Raw genomic sequence first — 15,038 nt, 5'->3', positions numbered from 1 at the left:
CAAATAAAATTATTATGAAAAATATTAAAAACCTGATTTTGTTTCTGATTTGTTCAGTTTCAGTAAATACATTTGCTCAAGATTATAAGCAATATTCTGTTTTGTCTAGTAAAGTAGAATACTTTTTATCTGAGAATAATACAGACTCAGCTATTATTATTTATAATCAAATATTTTCAACTTTCGGGAAACTTTTTCCTTTTGATAATCTAGATGCAGCAAAAGCTTTCGCCTCTAAAAAGGATACTGTAATGACATTACGGATAATATCTGACATGATCAAATATGATTTTAAATTGGATGAAATTTTAGAAGATAAAACAAATGATTCAATTTTTGAATTTGCAAAAAAATCCAAATTATGGGAGAATCTTAAATCAGTAAAATCAGAAATAGATTTTCCTACTTTTGCGAAAATTAATGCATGGATTGAAGTTGATCAATTTATTCGTAACAGAAATGAAGATGCCTGTAAGTATAAATATATGGCAGAAATAGATTCTATTAATACAATAAATGTAATGGAACTTATTAATGAACAAGGATATCCAGGATTTAAAACGCTTGGTTATAATCAAGATATTATTATTTTAATAATGCATTCTACAACTAACACATCAACAAAACATTATTGGGAATCATTTTTTAAACCCCTTTTATATTCTGAAGCTTTAAAAGGAAATATTTCTTTTAGTGATTATGCGATTGTTTTGGACAGGTACAATTATGCAATGAATGGTTTTCAAACATATGGAACCTTTAGAACAATTTCCGATTATGTGCCAATTGAAAACATAAAAGAGGTGGACATAAGACGTGCGGAATTGGGATTATCTAAACTAAGTATAGATGCAAAAATTAAAAAATTACAACTACCAGAAAAATATTAATTGCCTACAACTAACACAATATTAAATCAATCGGAAAATCTGTATGAAAATACAACCGTTACTCTTTTATCTTCATAACAAGGTTCTCAATTTTTTCCTGAGCATTTTTAAAAAACTTATGGCGTTGCTTTTCTCCTACCCCGCTTATCTGAGTCGATTTTCTGATAAGGTTTTTAAGCCATTCTTCGGTTTCGTTGCAAAATACTGTGTTTGTTGTTAAAATAGAGTTAAAAGTATTGTGTGTAAGATAAAGAGTTTTTGTGTTTCCGGCAGAAACAAATATATGATTATTTGTTAGCACAAAATCACTCTGATATAATGTAAAGTTTCCTTCATTTAAAGACCAACGCTCTTCGTTACTGAATTTAGAACTTTTTTCTGCTTGTTTTTCAATAAGCAAAAGCATGTCAGAAAGTTGTTCGCATACAATTAATGCATCCTCAATTGTTAAGAACATTCCCGATTCCCAGGCAAATTCAATAAGTTTTATGTTACTGTGTATTGTGTCGAAATGCCATATCTCTGTAGAGGGAATACGAATGTAAGTATCAGATATTTTTTTGCATAATTCTGATATTTCTGGTTTAATGTTATTATTGCTGTATTTTTTCCCATCCATTGATGGAATATTTAACATTGCTTTTTGCCAGAAGAATGCTTTAAATGCAGAATATTCCGGAGAAATAAACTGAATAAATATAGGTAAATCTCCTGCTGCATAAATAATATGTTTTGGGTTTGAATTATCTATCTTTTGAAGATCGCTAAGTATATTTTTAAGATATTCTTCATAACCGTTCTCATCGTGAATCATTCTTTGAAAATGAAATGTAGCAGATGTTTCGTCCTCTATTGTTGAAACATCGGGAGATATTTTAAAGTATTTGCATAGTTTTATCATCTCGTCCATACTTAAAATACTTTCTCCGCGCATTCTTCTGTATGCCCCATCCTGACTAATCTCAAGCACATCTGCAATTTCATTGGCAACAGAAATGTTTTGAGAAACCGATTGCTTAAGTTTTTCAAAGAATTTTAACTGAATTGGGTTTTTAATCGAATTATCAGCCATTTAATTTTAGTTGAAATTAATTAATTCAATATTATTCTTTTGCAATATATAATTTTTTGCTGAAATTCTTTAGTAAAAATCGCAAAAATGCAATTTGGTTTTATTTTTTATCAATTGAATTATTGAATATCAATTGAGTTAATAATCCTCTCATTATAAATCCGTTTTTATTCGCCTGCTTTCGGTTGCAATTTTACATCATCAAAACGATAAAAAAAACGATTATGAAAAAGTCAATTTTAATTCAGATTATAGCAATTCTAATAATGCTTAGCAATACAGAAAAGCTTTTTTCTCAATCATCGGATTCCATTCCTAATTTAAATGGCAATAAAGTGATTCTTTCATCAATTGGAAGAGTTAATTTAATTCTAAAAAAAGATGGTATAATAAAAAACTGTCTTATTACAGAAATTCACCCTTTATACATTGTATTTGAAAAAGAAAGCAGCCTTCATGATATGATGATAGAAAATATTGACTGGATTGAATTAGTTAATTCTAATGCACTAATTTTTGGGAGAGAAAATAAACCTTATATTAAATCTATTGCACCACAAATGAATGTTATTAAAAATTCAGCTATAAAAAAAGATACCATTGTACAGAGGCAGTTATTAAAATCTGATAGCAGCTATGTTATAAATAACAATGATTACAATAAATCAATAATTACTCAAAAATTACAGGCAGATTCAATGGAATTCTATTTTAAACTTGGTATTTCTGACAGCAAAAAGTATTATACAGGGAATTATGCATTTGCCGGTGGAGTGGTATCGGGAGTGTTTTTTCCAGTAGGCTGGATTCCTGAAATAATTATTGCTTCAACTCCTGCTAAGCAAAGTTGCTTTGGGCTTGAAAAAAATCCTAACAAAAATTTATACAAAACAAATAGTTGGTATAAGAAAGGTTATAAAAGAGCAGCTCATAGTAAAAAAGCAGGAATGGTATTATTGGGATTTCTTGTAGGAATAGCTTCAGACATAATAGTAATAAATATTAGACAAAGAATGATGTAAGGTTAATAATAATAAATTTAATTTTTAAACAAAATGAAAACAATAATGACAATTGCAGCAATGTTCTTCGCAGTAGGAATGTTCGCACAGACAAAACAAAGTGTAGCTGTATTAAACATAGACAGCAAAGGAGTTGTTCAGGATGCTCAAACTATGGGATACTTAGTAAAACTTGAAGTAGAAAAAACAAATGTTTATTCGGTGCTCGACAAGTATGAAGTAGCCGATATTATTAAAAACAATAATATTGATCTGAACAACTGCTATGCAAAATCATGTCTTGTAGAAACAGGAAAACTTTTAAAAGTTGATAAAATGATTTCTGGCAGTGCAGAAAGATTTGGAGAAAAGATTGTTATAACTTTAAGACTTATTGATGTAAATTCATCAAGTATTGAAAAGAACGAAACTACAGAGTATTTGAATTTACCGGAGATGCAGAAAATGATTGAAATATCGGTAAAAAAATTATTAGGAATTAAACCTGATCAGGAAATGGTTGAACAGCTTATTGATTATAATGTTCCTATCGAAAGTCCAAAAAATACTTTACGCTTAAATGGTCCAAGGATGGGCTGTTCCTATACTATGGGCGAATCGGCAAAAATACTCTCAACTAATAAACCAGGTGGATTTGATATGTTTCCTGCAACATTTAACTTTGGATGGCAACATGAATTTAAATATATAAGTGCCGGAAATTTTCAGGCACTTGTTGAGAATATTGTTATGATTGGAGGTTTAGAAAGTGGAAGATTTATTCCAAGCTATACACCAATGCTTGGGTTCAGGTTTGGTAAAGGAGCATGGGAATTTGGTTTTGGTCCTACTTTTAGAATAATTAAAAAAGCACGTGGTTATTACGACAGAAATAATGAATGGAACATAAGCAATGAATGGAAAGCCGATTCGACGAATGCTTTTCATGACGAGCCCGGATATTTTGATGATGGGAATAACTATGTGAAATATGAAATAAAAAATCAGCTTGATAGTCGTGGAGATATAAGCTTATCTACAGGATTAGTATTTGCAATAGGAAAAACATTTCATTCAGGATATTTAAATATTCCTGTAAATATCTATATTGCTCCAAGAAGAGATGGTTCAACAATAGGTTTTATGTTTGGATTTAATATTCAAAAAAAGAGAAAGATGTAATAACAAATATTACATGTTATTATAATAATATCTTTTCTTAATTAATAAAAACAATAACACAAGCGCGAAAGATTGTGTTATTGTTTTTTATTTAAAATAATACCAACAATGGTATTGTAAACCATAATATTAAAATAATGACTTTTATTAAGCCTCAAGCATTGTGAATATTAATTATTTTGTATATTTGAGGTCATGAAATATCATATTTAATTTGTTAAAATTAATTGTAAGTGAGAAATGTTTTTGAAATAATTGGTGGCTGGATTCGCACTATTATTGATTTCTTTTATCCCCCTTTTCGAAAATATACAACTTTACAATTTTTCAGATATGGAATTACCGGTGCAGGAAACCTTGTATTTGACTGGATTCTGTATTTTCTGATTTACACATTTGTTTTACAGCATCAGATGCTTAATTTAGGCTTCATAACATTAAGCTCACATATTGCAACTTTTTGTATCAAATTTCCTATAGTACTTTTTTCAGGTTTTTTGTTACAAAAATATGTTACTTTCAACGATTCCGATTTACGCGGACATGTTCAGCTATTCCGTTATTTTGTTGTGTTTTTAATTAATCTTTTGATAAATTATGCAGGATTAAAATTATTGGTTGATGGCTTTAACTTTTATCCTACCATTTCTAACATGATAGTTTCTATAGTTACTGTTTTTGTAAGCTATTTTTCGCAAAAGAAATATACTTTTAAGGTTGTATAGACTTTAGATAAGTTTTCTTATATTTTAAAATCTATTTAGTTTGTTGGAAATAATTCTAACAAAGGCACAAATCATAACTAACGTTTTTACTGCGAGTGTGAAATTGGCAATATGCCATAATATGCTACTCACTCGCAAGATGCTAGCGAGAGAAAAGAACTTATTCAACGAATGTAATTTAATCTCGAACCAGATTCCTCGCTATGCTCGGAATGACAAAAAATAAATTAAAACTCTGATTTAAAATAAAACTGAATATCCGGGAAATTATCCTGAGCCATTTTTAAGCTAAAGGCAGAATCGGCCAGGAAAACATCTCTCCCATATTTATCTTCAGCTAAAAAGTTGTATTTGCGTTTTTTAAAATCTTCTATTTGTGCTTTGTTATCACTAACAAACCAACATGCTTTATGAAGTTGTATAGAGTCGTATCTGCATGAAGCAGAATATTCGTTTAATAATCTGAATTGTATAACATCAAACTGAAGAGCACCAACTGTACCAATAATTTTGCGGTTTGAAGTTTTATGGGTAAACAATTGTGCAACACCTTCATCGGTTAATTGCTCCAAACCTTTTGCAAGTTGTTTGGATTTAAAAGGATCACTGTTTTCAACATAACGGAATAATTCTGGCGAAAAACTTGGAATTCCTTTAAAATTTAATATTTCGCCCTCAGTTAATGAATCGCCAATTTTAAAGTTACCGGTATCGTGCAGTCCAATAATATCGCCAGGGTAAGCATCTTCAATAACAGACTGTTTAGCAGCCATGAACGAAGTAGGGTTTGAAAATTTTAACCATTTCCCCTGTCGCACATGCATATATGGTTTATTGCGTTCAAATACACCTGAACACACTTTAACAAAAGCTATACGTGCACGGTGCAATGGATGTAAATTAGCATGAATTTTAAATACAAAACCTGAGAATTTTTCTTCTTCGGGTCGAACAATTCTTTCATTAGTATTTGATGGTAAAGGTGGTGGAGCCTGTTCTAAAAATGAATTTAAAAGTTCGTTTACACCAAAATTATTTAATGCTGAACCAAAAAACACAGGTGCAACAAGCCCTTCCAAATATTCTTCTCTGTTTAATTTTGGATACACTCCCCTAACAACTTCAATATCTTCGCGTAACTTATTAGCAGCTTCTTCACCAATATGTTTTTCTAATTCCTTACTTTCAATCGAATCAATTTTTATTGAATCTTCAATAAGTTGTTTTTCCTGCCCGCTGAAAAGGTTCAAGCTTTCGTTATAGAGATTATAAACACCTTTGAATGTTCTGCCCATTCCAATGGGCCATGTCATCGGACAAAGGCTTATATTTAGTTTTTTCTCTATTTCATCAAGTAAGCTATATGGGTCTAATCCTTCGCGATCTAATTTGTTTAAGAAAAATATTGTGGGTGTATTTCTCATTCTGCAAACATTTGAAAGTTTTTCAGTTTGAGTTTCAACACCTTTTGCAGCATCTACAACAATAATAACGCTATCTACAGCGGATAAAGTACGGTACGTATCTTCGGCAAAATCCTGATGACCCGGAGTATCAAGAATATTTACTTTATAGCCTTTGTATTCAAATCCCATTACTGAAGTAGCAACAGAAATACCGCGCTGCTTTTCAATTTCCATAAAATCGGAAACTGTAGTTTTCTTAATTTTATTCGACTTTACAGCACCTGCCTCGTGAATAGCACCACCAAACAAAAGTAATTTTTCTGTTAATGTTGTTTTTCCTGCATCGGGGTGACTAACAATTGCAAATGTACGTCGTCTTTTAATTTCGCTTATCTGATCCATCAATTTTTAAATAATTTGCAAAAGTAATCTATTTCTGAAGACTTTAAAAAATGAATGATACTTTAAGTTTTAATAAATCAAACTTTATAAAAGCTTAGTTATTTAAGTATAATCCAAATACTAGACATCTTAAAAGTCAAACTTAGCAAAGCTAACTATATATTTGTCAAAAATATAGATTCTTCACTTCGTTCAGAATGACAAGTATTTATAAAAAACGTAATTTTGCAAAAAATGAATTTTATGAACACAGAATTTTACAATACAGACGTTTTCAATTATATAGTGCTTCCATTAATGATTTTTGCAGCAAGAATTTGCGATGTGTCAATTGGTACACTAAGAATTATTTTTGTTTCTCGTGGAAAAAAGAACATCGCTCCCATTCTTGGTTTTTTTGAAGTATTTATTTGGATAATTGTTATTGGGAAAATAATGCAGAATGCAAGCAATTTACCATGTTATATTGGATATGCTGCCGGTTTTGCAACAGGTAATTATGTTGGAATGTGGATTGAAGAAAAGCTTGCAATGGGCTATGTTGTTGTAAGAATTATTACTCCCAAAGATGCTTTTGATTTAAAAAATGCATTACGTGAAGCTGAAATTGGTATAACAACAATTCCTGCCGAAGGTGCTATTGGTAAAGTTGATGTTATTTTCACTTCTATTCATAGAGCCGATTTACCTAAAGTTGTTGAGTTAATTCAAATTCACAATCCAAAGGCATTCTATTCTGTTGAAGATTTAAAATATGTGAGTGAAGGTGTTTTTCCCGTTCATCAAAGCCTTTTGAAAAAGCAGGGAATTACTTCTATTATGAGGTGGAGAAAAGGGAAATAAAATTTATAAAAAAGAAAAGAGGGTATTTAACCCTCCTTTCATTTTGTTGTTTAATTTTTAATTAACAGATATTTTATAATTAAATACCTTATTTCCATTAATCTTTCTTATTAAATATAATCCTTTAGGATATTGTTGAAGATCAATTTTAATATGCCCTTTTGATTCTATCAGTTTTTGAGATAAAGCAAGTTTGCCGGTAAGGTCATATATTTCAATTGTATTTCCATTCATTTTATCAAAATCATAATCAATATAAAACACTCCATTTGATGGATTAGGATATACATTGAAGTAATCGATATTAAAATCTTCGTATATAATGTTATAAAAACCAACTTCAAAGGAATCTATAACAATACATCCCCAATTGTCAGTAGCTGTTAAATAATAAGTTCCGGGTAATAAATTATTTAAATCTTCACTTGTTGCTCCATTACCCCAAAGATATGTGTAAGTTGGGCTGGAGCCTATTGTTGTAATATCTATAGAACCGGTATTACAAGTAAAACAATTTGATGGATTAATGACATCTGATAAAGAAAACAATGCGGAATTTCCAACATTAAAGCTATTATAATAATTACATCCTGTAGGAATATTAGTAACTGTTACTAAATAAGTGCCTGAATGAATATTATATAACGTATCGTTAGTTTCACTTGTATTCCATATATAAGAATAAGGACCAGGATCACCAATAGTACTTAAAGCAATCATCCCCTGCCCTTCTCCGCAAAAATCGTCATTAACCTGTGAGTTAACCCCAAAACTTCCGGTTGCATTATTCACTGTTGCACTAATTGTAACTGTGCAGTTATTTAAATTTGTAATTGTACAATTATAAATACCTGATGAAATATTGGAAATATTTTGAGTATTACTACCATTACTCCAGATAAATGTAGAACCTAAATAATTTCCGGTTAATGTTAAATTTATGCTTCCGTTCGTATTTCCGCACACCTCATTAATAACAGATGTAGTAACATTAAATGTTGCAGCATTATTAATAGTTGCAGAAAGGTAATTATGACAGCCTGTCTGGTCGGTAATTGTACAATAATATGTTCCTGCACTTAAATTAAAATTATCTTCTGTGTACACATTGTTACTCCAAATAAAAGAATAATTATCCGGTGGAAAAACATTAATGTCGATATAACCGCCACCATTACCACAATATTCACTTCCATAGAAGCCTACTGATGATGAGAAATTTCCGCTATTTCCAACTGTTACAATTGTGTCATAATAACACGAACCTTCCCAGATTGCGAGTAAATAATTTCCAGCAATAAGATTATTAAATTCGTGAATAGGTTGTCCTCCCTGATGACCATTAAGTTCAAATGTGTAAGTGCCTGTACCTGCTGGGTCAAATGTGATGCTTCCTTGACTGTTTCCGCAATAGTCATTAAATATTGAAATGTTTTGAAAACCTAAAGAAGAATTGGAAATATTATTTACAAGAAAGCTTGATTCAATTGCACATCCACTATTATCGGTAATTGTTAAAATATAATTGCCTGATGTTACATTATTTAAATCTTCATTAACTGAACCATTGTTCCATAAATACTGATATGGCATATTTCCCCCTGTAAGAGTAATGTTTACAGCACCTAAATAACTATTACATGTGTCATTTGTTATTGTAGCGTTTTGTATTAAAAGTCCATTTGTTACATTTAAAATATTTGCAGAATAGAATACCTTACAGCCGGTATTATCCATAATTGTACATGAATAATTTCCACCAGAAAGACCAGAAATATCTTCTGATATTTCATTATTACTCCATGAGTATGTGTAAGGACCTGTGCCTCCATTAATTGTCAGATTTATTGAGCCATTATTTAATCCACATGAATCATTTGAAACAACAGCATTAGTAACTGCTAATCCGTTTGTATTATTATTAACAATTGATGTGTGAGTAAGTGTACATCCAACTCCATCTGTTACTGTTATAGTGTATGTTCCGCCGGAAATATAATACAAGTCCTCTAATGTAGAATTATTACTCCATAGATAAGTATATGGGAATGTTCCTCCATATATACTGACTTCAATATATCCCTGGTTATTTCCGCAGATATCGTTATAAACATAAACATTAGAAAATGAAAGACTGTTACTGTTTAAAATATTATAAATTCCTGAAACTGTACAATTATTAACATCTGTTATAGTAACAGAATAAGTAGCTGCAGATAAATTATAAATATCCTGCGTAGTTTGACTGTTATTCCAGATATACGTATATGGGGCCACCCCACCTGAAACTGAAATATTAATAGACCCATCGTTATGTGAACATTGTTCATGAACAATAGTTGGATTTGTAATTAACAATGCATTACCAATAGTATTTAAAGTTTCTGAGTGAGAAATTGTACAACCTGCTGCGTCTGTAATTAAACAGGTATATGTACCACTGTTTAAATTCGATATATCTTCAGTTAATGCTCCATTACTCCATAAAAAAGTATATGGTAAAGTACCACCTGCAATTGTAATATCAATAAAACCATTTCCTGCATTACAAGAAGCATAAGAAACTATAGAATTGTTTAAAGTTAAAGTTCCGGCATCATTTCCAACTGTCTCGTAAATTACTAATTCACACCCATTATTATCAGTTGCTGTACAGGAGTAGTTTCCAGAATTTAATCCTGAAATATCTTGTGTTATTGCACTATTACTCCAGATATATGAAACAGGCATTGTTGCTCCGGATATACTTATATTAATACTTCCATTATTGTTATTACAAATTTCATTTGTTATAATAGTATTTGAAATTGTAAACGTTCCTGGACTATTACTTACAGTATAATTAGTTGACACAATAGAGCAAGTTAAAGCATCGGTAATTGTAACTTTATAAATACCATCATGTAATCCCGATAAGTTCTGAGTTGTAGCTCCGTTACTCCAAAGGTAAGTATATGGAGAACCTCCCCCGGCAACAGTAATATTAATTGTTCCTAATCCGTTTGAACATGTTTCGTTATTTATTATTGCTCCCGAAATATTAAGTGTGCCTGAATTGTTATTGATTGTAAAAGTCTTAATTGTTTTACAGTTATTTATGTCTGTAATTGTTACTGTGTATGTTCCTGAATGTACTCCGGAAATATCCTGTGTTGATGATGAATTGCTCCATATGTATGTGTAAGGAGATATCCCTCCTGAAACACTTATATCTATTGCTCCTGTTCCGTTTCCGCAATTTTCATAACTAATTGAGTTTGTTGTTACGGTCATTCCTGGGGCTGTGTTGTTTACAATATAAGGTCCGGCAATTATTTTGCAACCTAAGTTGTCTGTAATTGTACATGTATAAGTACCTGCAATTATTCCTGAGATATCTTGTGTAATTGAGCTGTTGCTCCAGAGGTAACTGAAAGGAGTTTGAGTTCCTGTAACTGAAATATTAACAGAACCATTAATGCCTGAGCAAATTTCATTTGTAATTACAGTATTTCCTAATGCCAGCGTTCCTGCAATATTGTTTACTGTATAAGCATGAGAAATACTGCAACCCTGTGCATCGTTAATTGTTACAATGTAGTTTCCACTACTTATGTTTGATAAATCTTCAGTTGTTTGTCCCGAACTCCATAAGTATGTATAAGGAGTTGTTCCTCCACCAGTAACAATGTTAATTTGACCATTGATATTTCCACAGCTTTCATTTGTAATAATTGAATTGGAAATATTTAATGTTCCTTGCAAGTTGTTAATTGAAGAATTTACTGTAATCTGACAATTGTTAGCATCACTAATTGTACAAGAGTAATTTCCTGCTGAAATATTAATAAGATCCTCTGATGCAACGCTATTATTCCAAATGTATGTTAAGGGACTTGTGCCACCAGCCAGAGTAAGATTAATACTACCACCGTTATTGCTACACAATTCATCAATAGTTGAAACATTTGATAATTGTAATGTTCCGGGAGAATTTATAACAGTATAAACCGGAGTATGTAAAGCACAACCAAGATTATCGGTTATAGTACATGAATATGATCCAGCATCAATATTTGTTAAATCCTGAGTTGTTGCATTATTAGACCAATGATAAGTATATGGGATGTTTCCACCTGTTACTGTAATATTAACTAAACCTGAATTGTTATTACAAATCTCATCGTCGATATCTGTATAGCCTAATACCATTGTTCCCGATTCATTTTGGACTGTATAAGCAGGTGTGAATAATTTGCAATTATTTGCATCTGTAATAGTGCAGGAATATGTTCCTGCGCCAATATTTATAAGGTCTTGTGAAAACATTCCGTTTGACCATGAATAGGTTAGAGAACCGCTTCCGCCAGATATTTGAATATCGATTGAGCCATTATGATTTCCACAAACTTCATTAACAACGTTCCCAAATGTTTGAACTAAAGTTCCGGTTGTATTGTTAATTATTGCATCTGCAAATACTGCACAACCATTAGCATCTGTAACTGTTACGTAGTAATGCCCTGCATGAACTCCCACTAAGTTTTGTGAGGTGCTTCCATTAGACCATAAATAAGTATTTGGTAGTGCTCCTCCGGTTACTGTAATATTTATTGCTCCGTTATTATTTCCGCATGTTTCATTTGTTACAGAGACTCCCGAAACATTAAGTGTTCCTGTTTGATTTAAAATATTATAAGTATTTATTATCTGACAAGATTCTGCATCGGTAATAGTTACTGTGTAATTTCCACCGTGTAACATATAAATATCTTCATTGGTTGAAGTATTTGACCACTGAACTGTGAAAGGTGAAAAACTTGTGAACACTGTTAAGTTTATTGATCCAGCTGAGTTACCGCATGTTTCATTGTTAACTATGGCATTAGTTATATTAATATCACAATTTGGAATGCAATTGCCAACATAGTTTGTTACTGTAAAATTGCCTGATGAAGTACAGTTGTTCGAATCTGTAACAGTAACAGCATAATTACCTTGTACAAGGTCTGTTATATCTTCGGTTGTTGCATTATTTGACCAATTGTAAGTATATATTCCTGAACCACCTGTTAATGAAAGGTTAATTATTCCTTCATGATCTCCACAATTTTCATTTGTTATATTTGTTGAAATATCTATTGGAGCCAACTGGTTAATTGTAAATTCTTTTATTCCGTTGCATCCATTAAAGTCTGTAACAGTAACAGTATAATTAGCTGGAGCTAATCCTGTAATGTCTTCGGTAATAGCACTGTTATTCCAAATGTAGTTAAATGGTAAAGTACCTCCAGATACTGTCAGATTTATACTACCATTATTGCTTCCAGTGCATGTTGATGGTAAAGTTGTTCCATTTAATGCAAGAGTACCGTTATTAGATAAGTTATAAGTTCTGATATATGAACAATTGTCTGCACCAGTTATTGTTACAATATAAGTTCCGGAAGGTACTCCTGAAATGTCTTGTGTAGTAGGTCCGTTACTCCATTGGTATGTATAAGGTGTTGATGATCCTGTTACTGTAATGTTAATAGCACCATTATTCATTCCGCAACCAGGAAGGGTGTTTGTACTTGTAACTGTTGGCTGAGATGGTTGTGAAACTGTAACAACAGAATCAGGTGGTTCAGCTGTTAAGCTAATACTCCAGTTAAATACATAACCGTTGTTATTAGGAATTTCGTCTGTAACAATCAATGTCCATGCTCCATTTAAGGGAACACCAATTAAATTTGTTAAAGGCTGTTGCGATTGATAAGATCCTGCGGGAAGGTAACTATCCGTTTGAGAAATTCCCTGAGTTGTAATATATGTGTATTGATAATTATTAGCTTCAGAAACCATTGTTCCATAAGTTGGATTTTGGTTAAAGCAATAATCATATCCTACACCTGGCGTCGTATCCCAACTGTGTGTGTCATTAGATCCGGTAGCTACTGGTTCACCTAAATTAGTCTTAGAACCTCCTGGCTGATGTTTTAATTCTACTTGTGTCCCGTTAGGAGCCTGTAAAACAATTTGCAAATCTCCCATAAAAGAGTGTTCCATATTAATGCAAATTGATTGAAGTTGATTGATATCTGTTAATGTTTGTCCGGGAGCAAAACCTGATAAGTTAAGCGATGTAGAATAAGAAAAGCCATTCCCATCTGGTAAAAAAACCGCTCCACCTTCAAACATTGCACCGTTTACAATATCTTCGGCTACGCAACCATAACCATCCATAACATTAACATAATAAGTAGCTGCATTTAACCCTGTTATTGGCACTGTTGTATACTGGCTTGAAATACCGGTTGTACTATCTGTTAATGTTACGTAGTAAGGTGGTATTCCTCCAGTAACATTAATATTTACAGAGCCATTTGATGATCCGTTACATAAACTGTTTACAGAAGAAGTTGTAAATTCAATCAGGTTATAATCGTTTATAAATAAAGTCACTGTGTCTTTTTGCATACATGGTCCTGTACTGTAATAAATTTCAATAGTTTCGTTACCTTCTGTAATACCGTCTGCAATGGCATCAATAATTATTGTTGCAGAAGTTTGTCCTGCAGGAATAACAATTAACGTATCTACATGTGAATAGTCAACTCCGTTTAATGCAGAGCCTCCTATTCCAATCGGAATACTAGTATTTTGCGTCATTGCACTATCAAGCTGAAATGTGAAATTTGCCTGAACACAACCTTCAAGTGCAGTATTATTATCACTGAATGTATTTGCAGTAGCTGAAACATTAGCCTGAACAAGTGAATTTTCCTGCAGTAATACTCCGGTATCTAAAACTTCATCACTTCCATCAGCAATCATTAATTTTAGTCTATAGGTTTGACAAGGTATTAGTCCTGTTTTCTTTGCAGTCATTAAAGTTGTAAAACCATCATATTGAATGTTTGTATTTGGCGGTTCGTTATTATGATAAAACTGCCAGTAGTTAGCTGTATTTATTGAATTTATTGAAACCGGTGAAGTTGTTCCCGGTACAACGGCTAAATTTTCTTCACCTGTAATTCCTGGTCCGCTAATAAAAAAAGCAAATACATCATTATAACCCATACCAACATATTCATTATACTCTTCAGATAAAAAGATGTATTTAAACTCAATCTGGTCAGATTGTACCTGAAAATCGAATTGAAATACAACAGCATCATATGTTTGGTAACCTGCAAGATTTGTTAATAAAGGATTTCCAGCACCGTTAAATCCTGTAGAAGCACCACTAGAAGAATTATTTGGACCAATAGCCTGCATAACATTACCACTTGATAAAATTACCCCTGAATTAACTCCCAGATTAGTTCCGGTATATTGAAAAGCTCCTTTTTGTAAAGAATTTCCGCTAATAGAGGCATTTGTTACCTGAATATTATACCCAGCAAGAATATTCGCTAATTGTTGGGCAGAAAGACCTGTTGTAACTGTTAACTGAGAATAAGAAACTGAAGCAGTTATTAACAGAAATACTGCAAAAATTATTCTTTTCATATTATTAAATATTTGTAAATAAAAATACTAAAAAAACATAT

At 31.7% G+C, this 15,038-nt stretch carries 8 protein-coding genes; 5 read left to right on the top strand and 3 right to left on the bottom strand.

Annotated elements, in window-relative coordinates; translation table 11 throughout:
* Nucleotides 1-14: 14 nt before the first annotated feature.
* The gene (locus HY951_12520) at nucleotides 15-890 is read left to right on the top strand and encodes a hypothetical protein (protein ID MBI5540879.1); all 876 of its coding nucleotides are present in this window, start codon (nucleotides 15-17) and stop codon (nucleotides 888-890) included.
* A gap of 58 nt (nucleotides 891-948) precedes the next feature.
* Here the strand turns inward: HY951_12520 and HY951_12515 are convergent, their stop codons facing one another.
* The gene (locus HY951_12515) at nucleotides 949-1,962 is read right to left on the bottom strand and encodes a helix-turn-helix domain-containing protein (protein MBI5540878.1); all 1,014 of its coding nucleotides are present in this window, start codon (nucleotides 1,960-1,962) and stop codon (nucleotides 949-951) included.
* Between the two features lie 224 nt (nucleotides 1,963-2,186).
* Between HY951_12515 and HY951_12510 the strand changes: the two genes are divergently transcribed.
* The 3 genes from HY951_12510 to HY951_12500 all read left to right on the top strand — a co-directional run bounded on the left by HY951_12510 (nucleotide 2,187) and on the right by HY951_12500 (nucleotide 4,870).
* Entirely contained in the window at nucleotides 2,187-2,984 is a 798-nt protein-coding gene (locus tag HY951_12510) for a hypothetical protein (GenBank protein ID MBI5540877.1), read from the top strand.
* A gap of 33 nt (nucleotides 2,985-3,017) precedes the next feature.
* Nucleotides 3,018-4,145, top strand: coding sequence for a hypothetical protein (locus HY951_12505; GenBank protein ID MBI5540876.1), 1,128 nt, complete (start codon nucleotides 3,018-3,020; stop codon nucleotides 4,143-4,145).
* Between the two features lie 233 nt (nucleotides 4,146-4,378).
* On the top strand, nucleotides 4,379-4,870 hold the full coding sequence (locus HY951_12500; protein ID MBI5540875.1) for a GtrA family protein: 492 nt from the start codon (nucleotides 4,379-4,381) through the stop codon (nucleotides 4,868-4,870).
* A 227-nt stretch (nucleotides 4,871-5,097) separates the two neighbouring features.
* Here HY951_12500 and HY951_12495 read toward each other — a convergent pair whose 3' ends face one another.
* Nucleotides 5,098-6,678: a peptide chain release factor 3 gene (locus tag HY951_12495; GenBank protein ID MBI5540874.1), complete on the bottom strand. Its 1,581-nt coding sequence runs from the start codon at nucleotides 6,676-6,678 to the stop codon at nucleotides 5,098-5,100.
* Between the two features lie 243 nt (nucleotides 6,679-6,921).
* Between HY951_12495 and HY951_12490 the strand changes: the two genes are divergently transcribed.
* Nucleotides 6,922-7,521 (top strand): DUF2179 domain-containing protein, encoded by a 600-nt coding sequence (locus HY951_12490; GenBank protein MBI5540873.1) that lies wholly within the window; start codon nucleotides 6,922-6,924, stop codon nucleotides 7,519-7,521.
* 57 nt (nucleotides 7,522-7,578) lie between these two features.
* Here HY951_12490 and HY951_12485 read toward each other — a convergent pair whose 3' ends face one another.
* Complete coding sequence (locus tag HY951_12485) at nucleotides 7,579-14,997, bottom strand: choice-of-anchor L domain-containing protein (GenBank protein ID MBI5540872.1); 7,419 nt, start codon at nucleotides 14,995-14,997, stop codon at nucleotides 7,579-7,581.
* Nucleotides 14,998-15,038 lie beyond the last annotated feature (41 nt).

Source organism: Bacteroidia bacterium (genome assembly GCA_016218155.1).
In the GTDB taxonomy this organism is placed as follows: domain Bacteria; phylum Bacteroidota; class Bacteroidia; order Bacteroidales; family GWA2-32-17; genus GWA2-32-17.
The sequence above is the reverse complement of the archived record's forward strand: the minus strand, read 5'-3'. Positions and strand labels throughout refer to the sequence as shown.

Coding starts and splice junctions, on each gene's coding strand:
- HY951_12520 (MBI5540879.1), top strand. CDS start 15: ATGAAAAATATTAAAAACCTGATTTTGTTTCTGATTTGTTCAGTTTCA.
- HY951_12515 (MBI5540878.1), bottom strand. CDS start 1,962: ATGGCTGATAATTCGATTAAAAACCCAATTCAGTTAAAATTCTTTGAA.
- HY951_12510 (MBI5540877.1), top strand. CDS start 2,187: ATGAAAAAGTCAATTTTAATTCAGATTATAGCAATTCTAATAATGCTT.
- HY951_12505 (MBI5540876.1), top strand. CDS start 3,018: ATGAAAACAATAATGACAATTGCAGCAATGTTCTTCGCAGTAGGAATG.
- HY951_12495 (MBI5540874.1), bottom strand. CDS start 6,678: ATGGATCAGATAAGCGAAATTAAAAGACGACGTACATTTGCAATTGTT.
- HY951_12490 (MBI5540873.1), top strand. CDS start 6,922: ATGAACACAGAATTTTACAATACAGACGTTTTCAATTATATAGTGCTT.
- HY951_12485 (MBI5540872.1), bottom strand. CDS start 14,997: ATGAAAAGAATAATTTTTGCAGTATTTCTGTTAATAACTGCTTCAGTT.